We start from the raw sequence: 17,215 nt of genomic DNA, 5'->3' as shown, positions 1-17,215 counted from the left end.
TGCGCAGTGGGGCCTACGGCCATTTCGCTTCCGGCGGCATCGACGACAGGATCGACTTCACATTGCCACCCGTCTCAAGGCCGAACTTGGTGCCGCGATCGTGCAGCAGGTTGAATTCGGCATAGCGGCCACGACGGATGAGTTGTTCCTCGCGGTCCTCGGCGGTCCAGCTCTCGCTCATCCGGCGGCGGACGATCTGCGGATAGATATCGAGGAAGGCTTTTCCGACATCGCGGGTGAAGGCGAAATCCGTGTCCCAGTCGCCGGTATTGTGGCGGTCGTAGAAAATCCCGCCAATGCCGCGCGGCTCGTCGCGATGCGGCAGGTAGAAATACTCGTCGCACCACTTCTTGAACCGGGCGTGGAAATCATCGCCATGGGCGTCGCAGGCTGCCTGGCAGGCCGCGTGGAAGTCGATCGCGTCGGGATGGTCTTGGGTGCGGGCGATGTCGAGCACCGGGGTCAGGTCCATGCCGCCGCCAAACCACCACTCCGTCGTGGTTATGAAACGCGTATTCATGTGCACCGCGGGAACCTTGGGCGACCACATATGGGCGATCAGCGAGATGCCGGTGGCGAAAAAGCGGGGGTCCTCGGACGCGCCGGGGATCTGCTTGCGGAATTGCTCGGAGAACTCGCCCTTCACGGCGGAGACATGCACGCCGACCTTTTCGAACAGGCGGCCGCGCATGATCGCCATTGTCCCGCCGCCTTCATCCTTCGACCCGTCGCCGCGGGTCCAGGCTTCGCGTTCGAACGTGCCGGCCTCGCGCGGATAGAGCGCTTCGGGCGCCTCTCGCTCGAGGGCTTCAAATTCAGCGCAGATCTGGTCGCGCAGGTCCTCAAACCAGCATTTGGCGGATTCGCACTGGATGTCGGTGGCGGCGGTGGCGGGAGCAGGTGGGTGGGTCATGGGGCGATGTTTAGCGCAGTGACAGACGAGGGCAAGATGGCAGGCGAGCGGTCCCTGCAAAGCGCCGCGTCGGTGGCGCGTCGGAGAATGACCTAGACCATGCCCCTGTGCGCCGGGGCACGGATTGTCGTCTTCGCACGCATTCGCGCCGAAGGATGGGAGGGGAACAGGATGTCGGCCAAGGCCGATAACCGGTTGATTTGATAACGTGACATCGCCGACATCCCGTTCGCGGAGATTTCCCGGGCTGTCTCCACCCTTCTCTTCGCGTCGGCCTGGTGCCGCCTGCGGCGCCACCCGTCTGTCTTGCCGCCCAGGCGGCAATTCACCGCCCTGTGGGCTGGGGAGGAAGGCGGGGCGTCCGCCTCTCATCAGTCGCCCGGCCAGCATTTGTGCGGCTTTCCAAAAGGTTCGGGATCAACACGATGTTCGCCGGTTGGATTTTCCGGTCGCGTTATGAGACCATGAGCCTCAGCAATCAGGTACACGATCATGCTTCAGCGCGACCTTGCCGCGCGAAAGACCGCCGGGACCGGACCCGGTCGGGGGGTCTGCGTCTTTCTCACCGGTCTCGCCATGTACGCGACCTTCTGGGCCGCCCTCGTTGCGTTGGCGTGGGCAGGCCTGTCACCGGAGCGCGTGCTGGATCTCGAGCTTGAAAACGCCATGGCTTATCTGCCGGTCTGGGCGCGCGTGCTGATTTTCGTCTGGTCCGGCCTGATGATCGCCGGGACGGTGGCCGCGTGGATGGGCCGCCTCCAAGCCTTCTTCTGGATTGCGCTGGCCGTGCCGGCCCATGTCGCCGTGTTCACGCAGCTCGGCTCCAATCCCTATTATGACGGCGAGCTGGGCTATCTGAACATCGCGCTGGAACTGGTGGCCGTCTATCTGCTGTTCCGTCCGATCCAGGCGAACTGGCCCGCTAGCTCGTGAGATCGAGCTGCCGCGAGGCCTCGGCCAGGGCTATTCCCGCCGATACCGTGACATTGAGCGAGCGCATGCCGTCGCGAATCGGAATCCGGACGCGACATTCCGCCGCGTCATGGACATCGTCCGGGACACCCGCACTTTCGCGTCCGAACAACAGCCGGTCATCGGGTCTGAATGAAAAATTCCACAGCTTTCCTGCACCCTTGGTGGTGAACAGGACGAGCCGGCCGACGGCCGCTTGTGCACTTGCCTGGTAAGCATTCCACGAGGCATGCCGGACCGGCGAAATCGCCGCCTGATAGTCCATGGCAGCGCGCCGAATGCCCTTGTCTGTCAGGGGAAAGGCACAGGGTTCGATGATGTCGAGTTCCGCCCCGAAACAGGCTGCAACGCGCATCGCGGCCCCAAGGTTTTGCGGAATATCCGGTTGAAAAAATACGATCCGCATTCTAAGCCGCGCTGAGACTGGACCCAACTGTCTGCATGCGGCATTGCGCCACCTACTGGTCAGTGCGTCCGGGAGTAGTTTATACCGCGTCAAACCCCGCATGTGCGGGCACGTCAAGTGAGACGTGGTTTTTCTGGGGCAGGGCCCGCATCCCGCGGTCCCGTATTGGATAAGAGAAGAGGTCGGCTCGTGACGGAAGAGAACGGCGCGCCCGGTGCAGACGGTCAGGAACCGTCCCGCCGCGACTTCATCTATATCGCTGCAGGCGGCGCGGCCGCTGTCGGTGGCGGTCTCGTGGTCTGGCCGTTCATCGATCAGATGAATCCCGCAGCGGATACGCTCGCGCTGGGATCCATCCGGGTCGATGTCTCCGTGGTGCCGGTAGGCTCGGAAATCACCGTCATGTGGCGCGGTGGTCCGGTCTTCATCCGTCACCGTACGGAAGCAGAGATTGCCGAGGCCCGTGAGGTAGAGCTCAGCGCCCTGCCGGATGAGGACGCCCGCAATGACAACCTGCCGCCGGGAACGCCGGGTACGGACGCGAACCGCGTCCTGCGCCCGGAGTTCCTGATCGTGAAGGGCAATTGTACCCACCTTGGCTGTGTGCCGCTTGGCCTGGGCGCCAACACCGGCGACTATGACGGCTGGTACTGCCCCTGCCACGGGTCGCACTACGACACCGCCGCGCGCATTCGTCGCGGACCGGCGCCGGAAAACCTGCCGGTCCCGGACTACTATTTCGAGAGCGAGACCACGGTGAAAATCGGTATCTCGCCTGAGGAAGCGTCAAACTCCGGGTGGGCTGTATCATGAGCGGACCTTCGACCTACAATCCGGGAAGCGGCGTCGAGAAATGGCTCGACTCCCGTCTCCCCATCATCCGCCTTGGCTATGACAGCTTTGTCGATTTCCCGACCCCGCGGAACCTGAACTACTGGTGGACATTCGGCGGTATCCTTGCCGTCTTCCTGATGATCCAGATCATGTCCGGCATCGTGCTGGCGATGCACTATGTCGCGCACGAGGATTACGCCTTCGACAGCGTGCAGCGGATTACCCGCGACGTGCCGTTCGGCTGGCTGCTTCAGTCAATGCATGCCAACGGCGCCAGCTTCTTCTTCATCGCCGTCTACCTGCACATGTTCCGGGGCCTCTACTACGGATCGTACAAGGCGCCGCGCGAGGTTCTCTGGATCCTCGGTGTCGTGATCTACCTGCTCATGATGGCGACCGGTTTCATGGGCTATGTGCTGCCCTGGGGCCAGATGTCCTACTGGGGCGCGATGGTCATCACCAACCTGATCGGGGCGCTGCCCTTCGTCGGTGATGCGCTGCGCGAATGGCTGTGGGGCGGCTTCTCTGTCGGCCAGTCCACGCTGAACCGCTTCTTCTCCCTGCACTACCTGCTGCCCTTCGTGATTGCCGCCGTTGTCGGCCTGCACATCTGGGCGCTTCACGTGCCGGGCAATGGCAATCCGGTCGGTCTCGACGTCAAGTCGAAGAAGGACACGCTGCCCTTCCACCCGTACTACACGGTGAAGGACGGCTTCGCGATCATCGTCTACCTGATGGTCTTCGCCACCTTCGTCTTCTTCCTGCCGACGGTTCTGGGCCACGCCGACAACTATATCGAGGCCAACCCGCTGGTGACTCCGGCCCACATCGTGCCGGAATGGTATTACCTGCCCTTCTACGCGATCCTGCGGGCCATCACCTTCGACATTGGTCCGATCGACGCCAAGCTGGGCGGTGTTCTGGCCATGTTCGGCGCCATCGCCATCCTGTTCGTCCTGCCGTGGCTGGATACCTCCAAGGTGCGCTCCATGCGCTACCGTCCGCTGACGCGCTGGTTCTTCATCTTCTTCGTGCTTGCTGCGCTTGGCCTCGGCTGGTGCGGGGCGAAAAACCCGGATGATTTCGTGCTCGGGATCGAGGGCTTCAAATTCCTCTATCTCGGCCAGTTCCTGACGCTCTACTACTTCGCCTACTTCATCGTCGTCCTGCCGGTGTTGGGCATCATTGAAAAACCCAAGGAGCGTCCGGCCTCGATCGAAGCCGCGGTTCTTGGCACGGCAAAGGCCTGAGGGGAGCGACGATCATGAAGATGACCCGCATTTTCGCCGCCGCCATCGCGGCCCTTGGTTTCGCCGGCACGGCGGCCGCCTTCGAGGGCGAGCAGCACGCGCCGCACGAGCACCACTGGCACCATGATGGTCCGTTCGGAACCTATGACCGGCAGGCGCTGCAGCGTGGCTACCAGGTCTACCAGGAAGTCTGTGCGTCCTGTCACTCGATGGACCTGATGCGTTTCCGCAATCTGGGCCAGCGGGGCGGTCCGTTCGAGTCCGAGGCCTTCCCGAACCCGAATGACAATCCGATCGTGATGCAGATCGCGCAGAGCTATACGCGCGTCTGGAGCGATGACGAATTCAATGATGATGGCGATCCGGTCGAACGCGCCGGTGTGCCGTCGGATCCTTTCCCGGCACCGTTTCCCAATGACCAGATGGCCCGGGCCTCGAACGGCGGCGCCATGCCGCCGGACCTGACCCTGATCGTCAAGGCCCGTAGCCATGGCGAGAACTACATCTATTCGCTCCTGACCGGTTACGAGGAGCCGCCGGCCGATGTGACGCTGTCACCCGGACAGCATTACAACCCGTATTTCCCGGGTGGTAAGCTGGCCATGGCCGCGCCGCTGGCTGATGGCATCCTCGAGTATGCGGACGGGACCGAAGCCACCGCCGAGCAAATGGCCGAGGACGTCACCACCTTCCTCAGCTGGGCCGGTGATCCGCACATGGAAGCGCGCAAGCAGATGGGTGTGATGGTTCTGATCTACCTGCTGATCTTCGCCATCCTGGTCTATCTGGCCTACCGCCAGGTCTGGGCCAATGTGAAGCACTAGGCTTCCTTGTCTGATGAGACGTGAGAGAGGGCCGCGGACATTGTCTGCGGCCCTTTTGTTTGGGAGTTCGACATGACCCACTGGACCCTCGGCATCATCGGCGGCTCCGGCCTGTACGCGCTGGACGGGCTCACCGATGTGAGCGAGCAGGTTGTCGACACGCCCTGGGGCGCGCCCTCGGCGCCGCTGACCCGCGGTCGGCTCAACGGCATCGAGCTGGTCTTCCTGCCGCGGCATGGCAGCGGCCACGCCATTCCGCCTTCCGACATTCCCTTCCGCGCCAATATCGCGGCGCTCAAGATGGCGGGCTGTACCGACATCCTCTCGGTCTCCGCCTGTGGCTCGCTGCGCGAGGACCTGCCGCCGGGCCGGTTCGTGATGGTCGACCAGTATGTGGATCGGACCATGGGACGCGAGCGGTCGTTTTTCGGGACCGGCTGCGTCGCCCATGTCCCGTTGGCCCGACCGGTCTGTTCCCGGCTCGCCGGCCTGGTCGCTACGGCCGGCGAGGCGGTCGGCCTGCCGGTGACGCGCGGCGGGACCTATCTGGCGATGGAGGGACCGCAATTCTCCACCCGCGCCGAGAGCGAACTCTACCGGCAATGGGGCATGGATGTGATCGGCATGACCAACATGCCCGAAGCCCGTCTCGCCCGGGAGGCCGAGCTGCCCTATGCCGGCATCGCCATGGTCACCGACTATGATTGCTGGCGCGACGAGGGTGACAGCGTCGATGTGGCCGCGGTGCTGGCCGTCATGACGTCCAACACGGTCGGGGCCAGACAGCTGCTGGACCGTTTGACGACCCGGCTGGCCGGGGTCGAACGGACCCCGTCACCCGACGGGATCGAGACCTGTCTGGATAAGGCGATCATCACCCCACCATCGGCCCGTGACGCCGATGTCGTCGGGCGGCTGCGCGTGATTGCCGGGCGGGTGCTCTGAGGCGAGGTGCCTGGCGCCGCCCCGGGGTTTCACCGCGATGTGACTGGACGCCTTGTCAGCCGGGTGGTTGGATGACGGCATGATCACGCGCCAAGCCCTTATCGCCCTCGCCAGTCTTGCCGGGCTCGCAACGGGAGCTGCCGAAGCGGCCGACCGGGTGAGCTTCATGCCGCTCGACCCTGACAGTTTTGAGGATAGCCGCAATGGCGTGGTCCGCCTGCTGTGCGTCGATGCGGCCAATGGCTATTCCTATCTCAGCCGTGCCGTCCTGCTCGATGTCACCGCGCCGGACGACAATCACGACGTCCTTCTGACCGCCCGCCACGGCGTCATTGGGAGCGGCGGCCAGCGAGACTGCCAGGTTTACGGCCAGGATACCGAGGCCGGGGCGATCATCGACATGGTCATCGCCCCGCAGGATCCGCGTGAAGACAATGAGTTTGGCGAGGACTGGGCAATCCTGCGCACGGCCGGGCGGCTCCCTGACGAGATCGCGCGGCTCCAGGCGGCCGGGTGGGAGAGCGACGGGCAGGGCGAGCTGTCCATGCTCAACCGTGTCACCGACAGTCGCGCCTGCCATGTCGAGCGCATGGAAAACTGGTCGGATGACCGTCTGATCGTTCACGATTGCCCGGCGCGGCCCGGCCTGTCGGGATCTCCCATGGTGACCCTGATCAAAGGTGTGCCGCACGTGGTTGGTCTGCATGTGGGCCAGTATATCCTGCTTGATGAGGAGGGGCGGCGCCTCGGCGTGGCCAGGCGCCTGTCGGACACCTTCCTCGATACCCTGGTCGCCTACCTTGAAACCATACCCGATCCAGCCGCAGTGCCCTGACCACTGCCCCCTTTCCCCGCCCGCAGGCCTCGTCCATAACGGAGGTTCAGCGGATTGTGGGACATGATCGTGATTTCCGGACTTCTCATCACCATGCTGGCCATCCAGGACGGACCGCCCGAGCCACTGCGTTTTCCGGCTCCGCGGCCGGCCGTCGAGTGCGCCGAGTTTCTCACCGACTGGCGCGCCCGCCGCAATTGCCTGCGCAACCTGCTCTCCGAGGCCGAGGACCGGCTCGATACCGTTGCCGATGCGGCCCGTGAAGAGGCGGACGCGGTCGATGCGGATTCTGCCGGACGCTTCGGGGCGCGGCGCGCGTTCGATGCTGCCCAGACCGCCTGGACAGGCTATCGCGACGCCGAATGCACGCGCCGGTCTGCGGCCATGTTCCTGTCCGAGGCGTCTCGTGAGGAGATCACGCTGGACTGCCAGATCAGCCTGACCCGTCGCCGCGCTGACGAGCTGGCCACGCGCTGACGATTTGCCCAGGCGCTGACAATTTGGCCACGCGCTGACTGGCCGGACGCCTGACCTGTCCCTGAGTAACCCGACCCGACTGATATTCGCCGAGATCTGAGCCATGGACCTGAAATCCGCCATCCGCACCATTCCGGACTATCCCAAGCCGGGCATCCTCTTTCGCGATGTGACAACGCTGATCGGTGATGCGCGCGCCTTCCGCGTCGCTGTCGACCGCATGGTGCAGCCCTGGGCCGGCGCCAAGATCGACCAGGTCGCCGGGACCGAGGCGCGGGGCTTCATCCTGGGCGGCGCCGTTGCCCACCAGCTCTCGGTCGGCTTCACGCCGGTCCGCAAGCGCGGCAAGCTGCCCCACCGGACGCTGATCGAGGAGTACGAGCTGGAATACGGCCAGGACGCGATCGAGATCCATGTCGACGCCATTGCCGAGGGCGACCGCGTCCTGCTGGTCGACGACCTGATCGCGACCGGCGGCACGGCGGAGGCGTCGATCAAGCTGTTGCAGCGGGCCGGCGCGACCGTGGTGGGTGCGACCTTCATCATCGATCTGCCCGAGCTGGGCGGCGCCAAGCGCATTGAGGCGCTCGGCGTACCGGTCTCCAGCCTGGTGTCCTACGAGGGGCATTAGGGCACGCGCAGGGCGTCGCGTCTGAACGTCGGCCCCGCTTGCGCCCTTGCGCTTTCCCTCGTTCGGTAAGCGGGTAAGCTCGGCCTCCAGATTGGGGGAGGGACACACATGTTCATCGGTCACTATGGTCCGGCCTTTGCCGGCAAGACGGTCGCCAGGGCGGTTCCGCTCTGGGCCTTTTTCCTGGCGGTGCAGCTGGTGGATGTCCTGTGGGGCATCTTCATCGCGAACGGCATCGAGCATGTCCGTATCGTGCCCGGCTTTACCGAGGCCAATGCGTTTGATCTCTACGACATGCCGATCACCCACTCGCTTCCGGGTGCGCTGGGCTGGTCAGTGCTGGCCGGCCTGGTCTGGGCGCTCCTGTCGCCGACCCGGAAAAAGCTCGGCGGGCTGGCGATTGCGCTGGCGGTGTTTTCACACTGGCTGCTCGACCTGATCGTCCATGTGCCTGATCTCGAGCTTTGGCCGGGCGGGATGCGGGTCGGCTTCGGTCTGTGGAACAACTACCCGCTGGCCCTCGCCGTCGAGATCGGGGTCCTGCTGGTCGGCTTCGCGCTTTATCTGCGGATGACAGCGGCCAAGGGCCTCCTCGGACGAGTGTGGCCGTGGATCTTTCTGACGCTGCTGGCGGCCGCTGAATACGTCAATCACACGATGCCGCCGGCCGGGACGATGCAGCAGGCGGGTTATATGGCGGCCGCGACCTTCCTCATCCTGACCGGGCTGGCCGCGATCTGTGACCTCACCCGCAAGACCCGCTAGGCGTCCCCGAAGAAAAGGCCCGACGCAGTGCGCCGGGCCTTTCATGTCTGGCCTGTCCGCGAACCCTAGTCGGTGATCAGGGCGCGGACATCATCCGTCATCGTCTCCAGCGAGGGCTGGTGGATGTACATCATGTGACCGGCCTCATAGTAGCGGAAGTGGACGCGGTCCTGCACGAAGCCGGGTTGGTTGAACATCAGTTCGGCCGCGAAGAAGGGCGTCGCCAGGTCGTAATAGCCTTGCTGGACCAGCACTTCGAGATCGGAGTTCTGACGCATGGCGCGGGCGATCCAGGGCGCGACATTGATGTAGTTGTTCGCACCCGAGCTACCGACATCCCAGTTCCAGCCGCTGACGCCGCCAATGGTGGAGTAGTACTCGGTGATATCGACCCCGAGCGTGCGGGTGAAATAGTCGAGCATGGAGGCGGTGAAGCTGGCATCGATGCCATAGAAGCTCGGATCGGTCTCCGGCGTGTCGCCGATCCCGTCGACCTCGACACCGGTATAGCGGCTGTCGAGACGTCCGACCGACAGGCCTTCATCCCGGCGCAGCTCGCGCATGAAGCGCTGCAGGGACACGCGCATATTGGCCCGGTCGAGGAAGCTTTCCGAGAGGCCGGTGAAGTCAGAGAGCCGGGCGATGACCTCGGCCTCGCGCGTCGGGTCGAGCGACACACCGCGCATCAGGGCCGGCATGTAGTCCTCGATCGCGAATTCACGCGCCGCGGCGAGGAAGGCCTCGATATCATCATTCCAGGCCGAGCGGTCGACCTTGCCGTGATACCAGGCGGTTGCGGCATATCCCGGCATCAGGCCGACATAACCGATATCATTGCCGTTGGACGTGTCGTCAAAGCGGAAGTCCAGAACAGTCGAGATCAAGGCCACGCCATTGATCGCGACATCGGTATAGCCGCCTTCCAGCTGGTTCAGCAGCGAGCCGATGCGCAGCGTCCCATAGCTTTCGCCAAGCAGGTATTTCGGCGAGTTCCAGCGCTGGTTCTCCGACAGCCAGATGCGGATGAACTGGGCCAGGCTCTCGCCATCCTCATCGACGCCCCAGAAGTCGGAGCCTTCATTGTCGCCAAGCGCCCGCGACCAGCCCGTGCCGACCGGATCGACGAAGACGAGATCGGCGACGTCGAGGATGGAATAGGCGTTCTCGACAAGATCAAACGGTGCCGCACCATCGTCGCCGGCATCGGGCAGGACCAGACGCTGCGGACCGAACACGCCCATGTGCAGCCACAGGCTGGCCGATCCCGGACCGCCGTTGAACACGAACGCGACCGGGCGGGTGCGCGGATCGCTGGTGCCGTCGGCGATATAGCTGGTCGAGAAGATCGATGCGGTCGGATTGCCGTCGCTATCGCGCAGGAAGGTTTCACCGGCGGTGACAGCGTAGCGGATGCGCTCGCCGGCAACGGTGACCTGGCCACGGCTTTCCCAGACCCGTGGTTCAGGCGTGTCGGCCTCTTGGGCCAAGGCCGGTACGGCGAGGGTGACCACCGCAGCGGCGGCAGCAAGTAGACGGAACATGGTGTGACTCCCCAAGGTTATTGCGGGGAGACTAGGGGCTGACGGCCAAACTGCAAGCCGTGCGGGTCAGCGCTTCTTTTCGACCAACAGGGTCTTGGGCCGGCGCTCCCGCGCGGTCTTGAAAAGCTGGAAGCTCTGATTGACGAAATTGGTCACATCCGTGAGCGAGCGCATGAAGCCCATCAGCTCTTCGGTCTTTTCCGCCTCGACAAGGCGCAGAGGCGAGGCCGGGTCGCCTCCCTCGAAGCGGACATAGAAAAGCGGCTCGCCTCGCTTGAGAATGAGGTCCTTTTCCAGGTCATGCCATTCAAAAGCCCACATGTGCGGGCGCGGCCAGATATCGGCCGGGAAGCGGCCGCACAGCATGACGCCGGGGCGGCTCTGGGTCTCGTAGTGCAGGAAGGGCGGGAACTGGTTGACGTAAAGCGGATCGTCCGAGACGAAGACATAGGGCGTCACCAGTTGCAGCATTGGCCGGGCCGGATGGCGCCATTCACTCTGCGGCGACATCATCAGGATCTGTTGCAGGCCGGCCGGGCGGGTCGAGGCCTGCGGCCCCTCGATATTGGTCAGCTGGAGCTGGCCCTGGGCATTCCGAACCATGCGCAGATGCACATCGATCGGGCAGTTGATCGCAAAGTGCCGACGGTCAAACTCGATCGCCGCCGGGCAGGACAGGGCGGATTTCGAGGTCGCCGGCTTGTCATGGTCAAAGCTGACCGGCTTGGGCGCATCCCAGATCAGGCTCGATTTCTCGTCCTTGAGGAACCAGCCGGCCTTCATCACCCGACGCTCGCCATGGGCGGCCTCGTCCTGCATTCGGCGGTAAAGTTTCACGAACATGTGGCGGCGTCCCTCAAAGCTGTCCCGGCCCCGCGAAAGCTAGGACAAGGCTGCGTCGGAGGCGAGGGCGGTTTTGCAGGTGGTGCTCAGGCCCTGCAACACGGAGTATTGGCCTTGACCCCCGCTCCGCGCTATAGCGCCGCCATGAATTACCGCCACGCGTTTCACGCCGGAAACTTCGCCGATGTGCTCAAGCACTCGGTGCTCGCCCTGTGCCTTGAACATCTCAACGCCAAGCCGAAACCCTATCGGGTGATCGACACCCATGCCGGGATTGGTGGCTATGATCTCGCCTCTTCGGAAGCCGAGCGCTCGCCGGAGTGGAAGGACGGGATTGGTCGCCTGATGGAGGCCGACCTGCCCGAGCCGGTCCAGGCCATGCTCGGCCCCTGGCTCGACATTGTGCGCGACATGAACCCGGACGGGATCAGGGCCTATCCGGGCTCGCCGGAGATCGCGGCGCGCCTGACCCGCGAGGACGACCGCATCCATCTGTGCGAGCTGCACGAGGCCGACAGCCAGACGCTGGACAATCGCTATCGCCGCGATGCCCGGGTGAAGGTCGAGCGCCGTGACGGTTACAAGGCACTCAAGAGCCTGGTGCCGCCGAAGGAAAAGCGTGGCCTGGTGCTGATCGATCCGCCCTTCGAGGACCGCGACGAGCTGGCTCACATGGCCGAAGCGGTGATGGGCGCGCTGGCGAAATGGCCGACCGGCACCTTCATCTTCTGGCGCTCGCTGAAAAATCTCTGGGCCGCCGACCGCTTTGACAATGGCCTCGCCGAATGGCTGATCTCGGAGAAGGATTTCGAGCCGGAGAAGATCCTTCGCGCCGATCTGTGGATCCGCGACCTCGCCTCCGAAGGCAAGCTCGCCGGCGCCGGCGTTGTCATCATCAACCCGCCCTTCACCTTGGAAGACAAGCTGGTCGCGGCCATGCCCTGGCTGGCCGAAACCCTGGCCCAGGGCGATGGTTATGGCTGGCGCGTCGATGGCGGCCTGACCGAGGACGACCTTGAGGAATTGGGCGAGGAATAGGGTTCGAACAAGGTCCGGTCGGCCGTTTCCCACCGCCTCATGCGGCCCCGCGCCTTGAATTCTCGCGGCGATCCGCCACTTTTGCGGTCTGACGTCGGGCGCGTGCCTGCCATTGAAGAAAGCTGACCTCGACATGCCAAACGCCGCACCGTCCGAGGCTGCCGACCCGGTCGTCCTGTCGATTGACGGGATCTCCAAGACCTATGCCGGCGGTTTTACCGCGCTCAAGACCGTCAATCTCGACATCCGCAAGGGCGAAATCTTTGCCCTGCTGGGCCCGAACGGTGCCGGCAAGACGACGCTGATCGGGATTATTTGCGGCCTGGTCAATGCCTCCTCCGGCTCGGTCCGGGTCTTCGGTCACGACATCAAGGGTGACTTCCGCCACACCCGCGCGCGCATCGGTCTGGTGCCGCAGGAAATGTCGATCGACATGTTCACCAAGGTGAAGGATGCGGTCGCCTATTCGCGCGGCCTGTTCGGCAAGCCGGCCGATCCCGCCTATGTCGAGCAGGTGCTCAGGGATCTGTCCCTCTGGGACAAGCGGGACAGCCAGATGCGGGCCCTGTCCGGTGGCATGAAGCGCCGGGTGATGATTGCCAAGGCGCTGTCGCATGATCCCGACATTCTCTTCCTCGACGAGCCGACCGCCGGTGTCGATGTCGAACTGCGCCAGGGCATGTGGCAGGTGGTCGAGAAGCTGCGCCAGCGCGGCAAGACCATCATCCTCACCACGCACTACATCCAGGAGGCCGAGGAAATGGCCGACCGGGTCGGCGTGATCCGCCAGGGCGAGATCGTGCTGGTCGAGGAGACCGCGACCCTGATGGCCAAGCTCGGTCGCAAGACGCTCACCCTGCAGCTCGCCGAACCGCTCTCGAGCCTGCCCGCGGCCATTGCGGTTGAGGGGCTCAGCCTTGCCGAGGACGGGCATGCCCTGCATTTCGACTATGACACGCAGTCCGGCCGTACCGGGATCACCACATTGCTGAGCAATCTCAATGCGGCTGGTGTCTCGGTCCGGGATCTCGAGACGCGGCAGAGCTCGCTCGAGGAAATCTTTGTCGACCTCGTGGGAGGCGCATCATGAACTGGCGCGGCGCACTGACCATCTACAAGGCCGAAATGGCCCGCACGGGGCGGACGCTGATGCAGTCCATCCTGGCGCCCGTGATCTCGACCTCGCTCTATTTCGTCGTCTTCGGGGCCGCCATCGGATCGCGCATGGAATCGATCGACGGCGTCGGCTATGGTGCCTTCATCGTGCCCGGCCTGATCATGATGATGATCCTGATGCAGTCGGTCTCCAATGCGGCCATCGGCATCTACTTCCCCAAGTTCAACGGCACGGTCTACGAGCTTCTGTCGGCGCCGATCTCGGCGGTCGAGATCGTGATCGGCTTCGTTGGCGCGGCAGCGAGCAAGTCGCTGGTGCTGGGCGTGCTCGTCTTGACCACGGCCTCGTTCTTCGTGCCGCTTGAAATCCAGCACCCCTTTGTGATGCTGGCCTTCCTGGTCATGACGGCGGTGACCTTCTCGCTGTTCGGCTTCATCATCGGCATCTGGGCCGATAATTTCGAACAGCTCAACATCGTGCCGATGCTGATCGTGACGCCGCTGACCTTCCTGGGTGGCAGTTTCTATTCGATCTCCGTCCTGCCACCCTTCTGGCAGACGGTGACGCTGTTCAACCCGGTCGTCTATCTGATCAGTGGCTTCCGCTGGAGCTTTTATGGAGTCGCCGATGTCGATATCGGTATCTCGCTTGCGGCGATCGTCGGCTTCTTTGCGCTCTGCCTCTTCATCGTCTGGCGGATGTTCAAGACCGGCTACCGGCTCAAGACGTAAGGCCCATTGATGACCCACCGATACGCCATTTTCGACGTCTTCACCGACCAGGCGCTGGCGGGAAATCCGCTGGCTGTGGTCTTTGGCGCGGATGATCTCGATGCGGTTTCCATGCAGGCCATCGCCGGTGAGTTCAACCTGTCCGAGACGGTCTTCATCACCGAACCGCGGGGCCGCGACGCGGATTACGGCTTGCGCATCTTCACCCCGCGCGAGGAATTGCCCTTCGCCGGGCACCCGACGATCGGCGCCACCGTCGCGCTGACCCTGGCCAGCGGTGCCGCGCCCGGCCAGCGCAAGCGCTTCGTGCTGGAGGAGACCGTCGGCGATGTGACCGCCGATGGCCGCGCCAATTCGGAGCGCCACGGCTCGGCTCGCTTCTTCGCGCCCAAACTGCCGGAACAGGTCGGGGAATTACCGGACTATGCCGCGATCGCCGCGGCGCTGGGGCTGCAGACCGGAGACTTGCTGGACACGCCGATCCTCGGTGGCGTCTGGTCGGCGGGCGTGCCCTTCGCCATCGTGCCGATCCGCGATCCGGCGCGCCTGTCCGCGATCACGCTGGACCTGGCGGCTTTCGAGGATGTGTTTGGCGGCGATGAGCCGGTTTGCGCACTCGTGGTCGCCAAGGCGACCCTGACCGAGCACACGACCGACTGGCGCGCACGCATGTTCGGCCCGCATCTCGGCATTGTCGAAGACCCGGCAACCGGCAGTGCCGCCGCCGCCTTTGCCGGCCTGATCAGTGAGCAGGGCGGCCTGGGCGAGGGCGAGCATGGCGTCGACATCTACCAGGGCGTCGAGATGGGACGACCCAGCCTGATCCGGCTCCGTCTCAAGCATGAGGCCGGCAAGCTGACCGATCTCATGCTGGGCGGTGATGCGGTGAAGATTGCCGAGGGCACGCTCTTCACCGGCGATCTCGGCTAGCGCAGCGTGCGCACCGTGAACACATCATCGCTGGTCACGCGCGGCAGGATCACGCGGATGAAGTGGGTGGTGTAGCGCCGCAGGAAGCGCTTTCCCTTCTCCTCATCCCCCGGCTCGAGGGCGCGCAGCCGGATCAGTGCGCTGTGTTCCTTGCCGTCAATATCGAAATAACCCACCCGCTTGCCCGGTGAGGCGGCGGTGATGCCGGCCGCCAGCGAGGCTTCATAGCTCGGCGGAATACGGTCGCGCAGGAAGTTGGCGAGCAGTTCGCGGCGATCAACATGCAGCGATAGCCGGTTCTTGTGGCAGGTGTTCACATGCCGGTCCTGGATCAGCGAGAGCTGGGCGTCGATCTCGACCTGGGTGACATTGTTCCCCGCCTTGAACTGGGTCTCCTTGGCCTTTTTCGGGGCGGTCAGCCAGATCGAGAAATCATCGACCGGCAGGCCGCTGTCATCCACCGCCTCGACAACGATCTGGTAGAATTCGCGGAACCGGCTGCCGTCGGCACTGGCGCGGCCGAGTATGCGTTTGCGCAGTGCATCGGCGACTTCCCCGTCCTGGGCCAGCTTGCGGGTCTCCAGACATACCTCGGCCCAGTCTTCGGCGACGGCGCGATAGGCGGCGGCCGACTGGGTCGCCAGTGCCTGCAGGATCAGCTTGGCGAGCCGTTCCGAGACAATCGCGTCTTTGGACGCGCTTTCCTTGGCGGCGGGTTTGAGGATGGTCAGATGGCTGCGATCCGGGATCGCGGCGAAGGGCGTGTCCTCCGGGCCGCGCCGGGTCCAGGCGCGGAATTCCGGTTCCAGGATCGAGCCCTTGGTGAAATCGACGGTGACCCCGCGCGGATCGATATTGGCGGTGGAGATACGGACTGTCCCGTCCCAGGCTTTCTCGCCGAGGACGCCCGTCCCGAAGATCGGGTCTGCGCCGACGATGACATAGGGACGGGTGCCATCCTCCGAGAAGGGGCTGTTGGTCGCCCCGTCCTCGCTCAGGCGGTCGCGCAGGGTGAGGGATTCCTGGAATTTCGAGGCGAGCTCGAGTGCGTTGAGGAAGTTCGTCCCGGTCTGGAAGCCATTGGTGAAGCCCTTGGTCAGGCGTCCAAGCGTCGAGCGTCCGATCGTGGCCAGGGGCGAGCCGAAATTGGCCGGGGCCAGCATCAGGAAGTTGGCGACCGGTGCGTCGCCATCGGGAAAATACTCCGCCAGCCACCAGCGTGCGACCAGCGCCCCTGTCGAATGGACAACCACATGGAAGCTGGCCGGCAGGGTCCCGGCGGCCTGCATCTCCGCCACAACGACGTGCAGACGGCGGCCCGAGTCCTCGATCCGCACATCATCATCCATTGATGGATAACCACCGAGGAAGACGTCCTGCGTCTGGTAGCCATGAGTCGCCAGCAACTCGCCAACCTTGGCCATGGACTTGTCGCTGGCGCTCCAGCCATGGATCAGAAGAACGTGGTTCGTCATGGCAATCTCCGGTTTATGAACCAGAGAATATCACTCAAGGCGCGAGTTGGACAGATTGGATCTTGCGACCGCTTCGGCGTGGAGCGGCGACCGCTAGAGCAGACGAAGGTCGGCGCCGCGGAGCAGCCCATCTCCCAGTACGAAGCCAGTGATGACAAGACTGCTGAGCGCATAGCCTGCGATGTTGGCCAGCAGTCCGGGGCGGAGGCGGCGGGCGATGTCCCAGGTCATGGCCAGCAGGACCAGGCTGACGCCGAGCGTCAGCACATAAGGCCCGATACCCAGCATCACCCCGACTGCGGCCTCGTCATTGGGGTGATTGCCGGCCAGCGTGATGCCGCCCGCGGCCAGTCGGAACATGAACTGGAAATAGAGGATGCCGTAGGCGAAAAGGGAGCGTCGCGCCGCGGCCATGATATAGGCCAGAACCGCAATGATCAGGGTGACCACGGGACCGGAGGCGGCGATGATCAGGGCCTCGAACGCGCCCGGCAGGCTGCCCGCGACGGGGCCCGCCTTGTTCAGGCTCATCCACATGTCGACGCCGACCGCTTCGCCGCCGGCCCAATGCCCGAACTCATGGGCGAGGTAGGTCAGCGGCCCGATCAGGATGAAGGCAAGATAATAGCCCGGGCCCGGCTTTGATCCATGCTTCATGACCGTCTTCCTCCGGCAGCGGGTGGCCACA

19 protein-coding genes are annotated in these 17,215 nt (G+C 64.2%); 13 read left to right on the top strand and 6 right to left on the bottom strand.

The window, feature by feature from the left end; genetic code table 11:
- Positions 1-13 precede the first annotated feature (13 nt).
- On the bottom strand, positions 14-913 hold the full coding sequence (hemF, locus tag AAA969_RS09560; protein WP_338245800.1) for an oxygen-dependent coproporphyrinogen oxidase: 900 nt from the start codon (positions 911-913) through the stop codon (positions 14-16).
- Positions 914-1,405: 492 nt separating this feature from the next.
- Here hemF and AAA969_RS09555 point away from each other — a divergent pair, with 492 nt between their 5' ends.
- Entirely contained in the window at positions 1,406-1,846 is a 441-nt protein-coding gene (locus AAA969_RS09555; RefSeq protein ID WP_338245799.1) for a hypothetical protein, read from the top strand.
- Here AAA969_RS09555 and AAA969_RS09550 read toward each other — a convergent pair.
- On the bottom strand, positions 1,836-2,291 hold the full coding sequence (locus AAA969_RS09550; RefSeq protein ID WP_047160822.1) for a TrmH family RNA methyltransferase: 456 nt from the start codon (positions 2,289-2,291) through the stop codon (positions 1,836-1,838). The two genes, AAA969_RS09555 and AAA969_RS09550, sit on opposite strands and share 11 nt — an antisense overlap.
- 189 nt (positions 2,292-2,480) lie before the next feature.
- On the opposite strand from AAA969_RS09550, the gene petA reads away from it, so the two are divergent.
- The 8 genes from petA to AAA969_RS09510 all read left to right on the top strand — a co-directional run bounded on the left by petA (position 2,481) and on the right by AAA969_RS09510 (position 8,852).
- Positions 2,481-3,104 (top strand): ubiquinol-cytochrome c reductase iron-sulfur subunit, encoded by a 624-nt coding sequence (petA, locus tag AAA969_RS09545; RefSeq protein ID WP_338245798.1) that lies wholly within the window; start codon positions 2,481-2,483, stop codon positions 3,102-3,104.
- Positions 3,101-4,375 (top strand): cytochrome b, encoded by a 1,275-nt coding sequence (locus AAA969_RS09540; RefSeq protein ID WP_338245797.1) that lies wholly within the window; start codon positions 3,101-3,103, stop codon positions 4,373-4,375. Before petA ends, AAA969_RS09540 begins: the two co-directional genes overlap by 4 nt.
- A gap of 14 nt (positions 4,376-4,389) precedes the next feature.
- On the top strand, positions 4,390-5,199 hold the full coding sequence (locus AAA969_RS09535; protein ID WP_338245796.1) for a cytochrome c1: 810 nt from the start codon (positions 4,390-4,392) through the stop codon (positions 5,197-5,199).
- Between the two features lie 72 nt (positions 5,200-5,271).
- Positions 5,272-6,144, top strand: coding sequence for an S-methyl-5'-thioadenosine phosphorylase (locus tag AAA969_RS09530; protein WP_338245795.1), 873 nt, complete (start codon positions 5,272-5,274; stop codon positions 6,142-6,144).
- Between the two features lie 79 nt (positions 6,145-6,223).
- Entirely contained in the window at positions 6,224-6,979 is a 756-nt protein-coding gene (locus AAA969_RS09525; RefSeq protein ID WP_338245794.1) for a trypsin-like serine peptidase, read from the top strand.
- A gap of 63 nt (positions 6,980-7,042) precedes the next feature.
- The gene (locus tag AAA969_RS09520) at positions 7,043-7,456 is read left to right on the top strand and encodes a lysozyme inhibitor LprI family protein (protein ID WP_338245793.1); all 414 of its coding nucleotides are present in this window, start codon (positions 7,043-7,045) and stop codon (positions 7,454-7,456) included.
- A gap of 103 nt (positions 7,457-7,559) precedes the next feature.
- Positions 7,560-8,087 (top strand): adenine phosphoribosyltransferase, encoded by a 528-nt coding sequence (locus AAA969_RS09515; protein ID WP_338245792.1) that lies wholly within the window; start codon positions 7,560-7,562, stop codon positions 8,085-8,087.
- 108 nt (positions 8,088-8,195) lie between these two features.
- Positions 8,196-8,852 (top strand): hypothetical protein, encoded by a 657-nt coding sequence (locus tag AAA969_RS09510; RefSeq protein WP_338245791.1) that lies wholly within the window; start codon positions 8,196-8,198, stop codon positions 8,850-8,852.
- 65 nt (positions 8,853-8,917) lie between these two features.
- Here the strand turns inward: AAA969_RS09510 and AAA969_RS09505 are convergent, their stop codons facing one another.
- Together AAA969_RS09505 and AAA969_RS09500 are read right to left on the bottom strand one after the other, a co-directional pair.
- Positions 8,918-10,393 (bottom strand): S10 family peptidase, encoded by a 1,476-nt coding sequence (locus AAA969_RS09505; RefSeq protein WP_338245790.1) that lies wholly within the window; start codon positions 10,391-10,393, stop codon positions 8,918-8,920.
- Between the two features lie 66 nt (positions 10,394-10,459).
- Positions 10,460-11,236: a hypothetical protein gene (locus AAA969_RS09500; RefSeq protein ID WP_338245789.1), complete on the bottom strand. Its 777-nt coding sequence runs from the start codon at positions 11,234-11,236 to the stop codon at positions 10,460-10,462.
- A gap of 114 nt (positions 11,237-11,350) precedes the next feature.
- Here AAA969_RS09500 and AAA969_RS09495 point away from each other — a divergent pair, with 114 nt between their 5' ends.
- The 4 genes from AAA969_RS09495 (at position 11,351) to AAA969_RS09480 (ending at position 15,052) form a co-directional block, all read left to right on the top strand.
- On the top strand, positions 11,351-12,274 hold the full coding sequence (locus AAA969_RS09495) for a 23S rRNA (adenine(2030)-N(6))-methyltransferase RlmJ (RefSeq protein ID WP_338245788.1): 924 nt from the start codon (positions 11,351-11,353) through the stop codon (positions 12,272-12,274).
- Between the two features lie 133 nt (positions 12,275-12,407).
- Complete coding sequence (locus AAA969_RS09490) at positions 12,408-13,364, top strand: ABC transporter ATP-binding protein (protein WP_425325050.1); 957 nt, start codon at positions 12,408-12,410, stop codon at positions 13,362-13,364.
- Complete coding sequence (locus tag AAA969_RS09485; RefSeq protein WP_338245786.1) at positions 13,361-14,122, top strand: ABC transporter permease; 762 nt, start codon at positions 13,361-13,363, stop codon at positions 14,120-14,122. Before AAA969_RS09490 ends, AAA969_RS09485 begins: the two co-directional genes overlap by 4 nt.
- 9 nt (positions 14,123-14,131) lie before the next feature.
- Entirely contained in the window at positions 14,132-15,052 is a 921-nt protein-coding gene (locus AAA969_RS09480) for a PhzF family phenazine biosynthesis protein (protein ID WP_338245785.1), read from the top strand.
- Here the strand turns inward: AAA969_RS09480 and AAA969_RS09475 are convergent.
- Positions 15,049-16,527, bottom strand: a complete 1,479-nt coding sequence (locus tag AAA969_RS09475; protein WP_338245784.1) for an esterase/lipase family protein — start codon at positions 16,525-16,527, stop codon at positions 15,049-15,051. The genes AAA969_RS09480 and AAA969_RS09475 overlap by 4 nt on opposite strands.
- 93 nt (positions 16,528-16,620) lie before the next feature.
- Entirely contained in the window at positions 16,621-17,184 is a 564-nt protein-coding gene (locus AAA969_RS09470; RefSeq protein WP_338245783.1) for a hypothetical protein, read from the bottom strand.
- Positions 17,185-17,215 lie beyond the last annotated feature (31 nt).

This window comes from Maricaulis maris (genome assembly GCF_036322705.1).
Taxonomy (GTDB): Bacteria; Pseudomonadota; Alphaproteobacteria; order Caulobacterales; family Maricaulaceae; genus Maricaulis; species Maricaulis maris_B.
The sequence above is the reverse complement of the archived record's forward strand: the minus strand, read 5'-3'. Positions and strand labels throughout refer to the sequence as shown.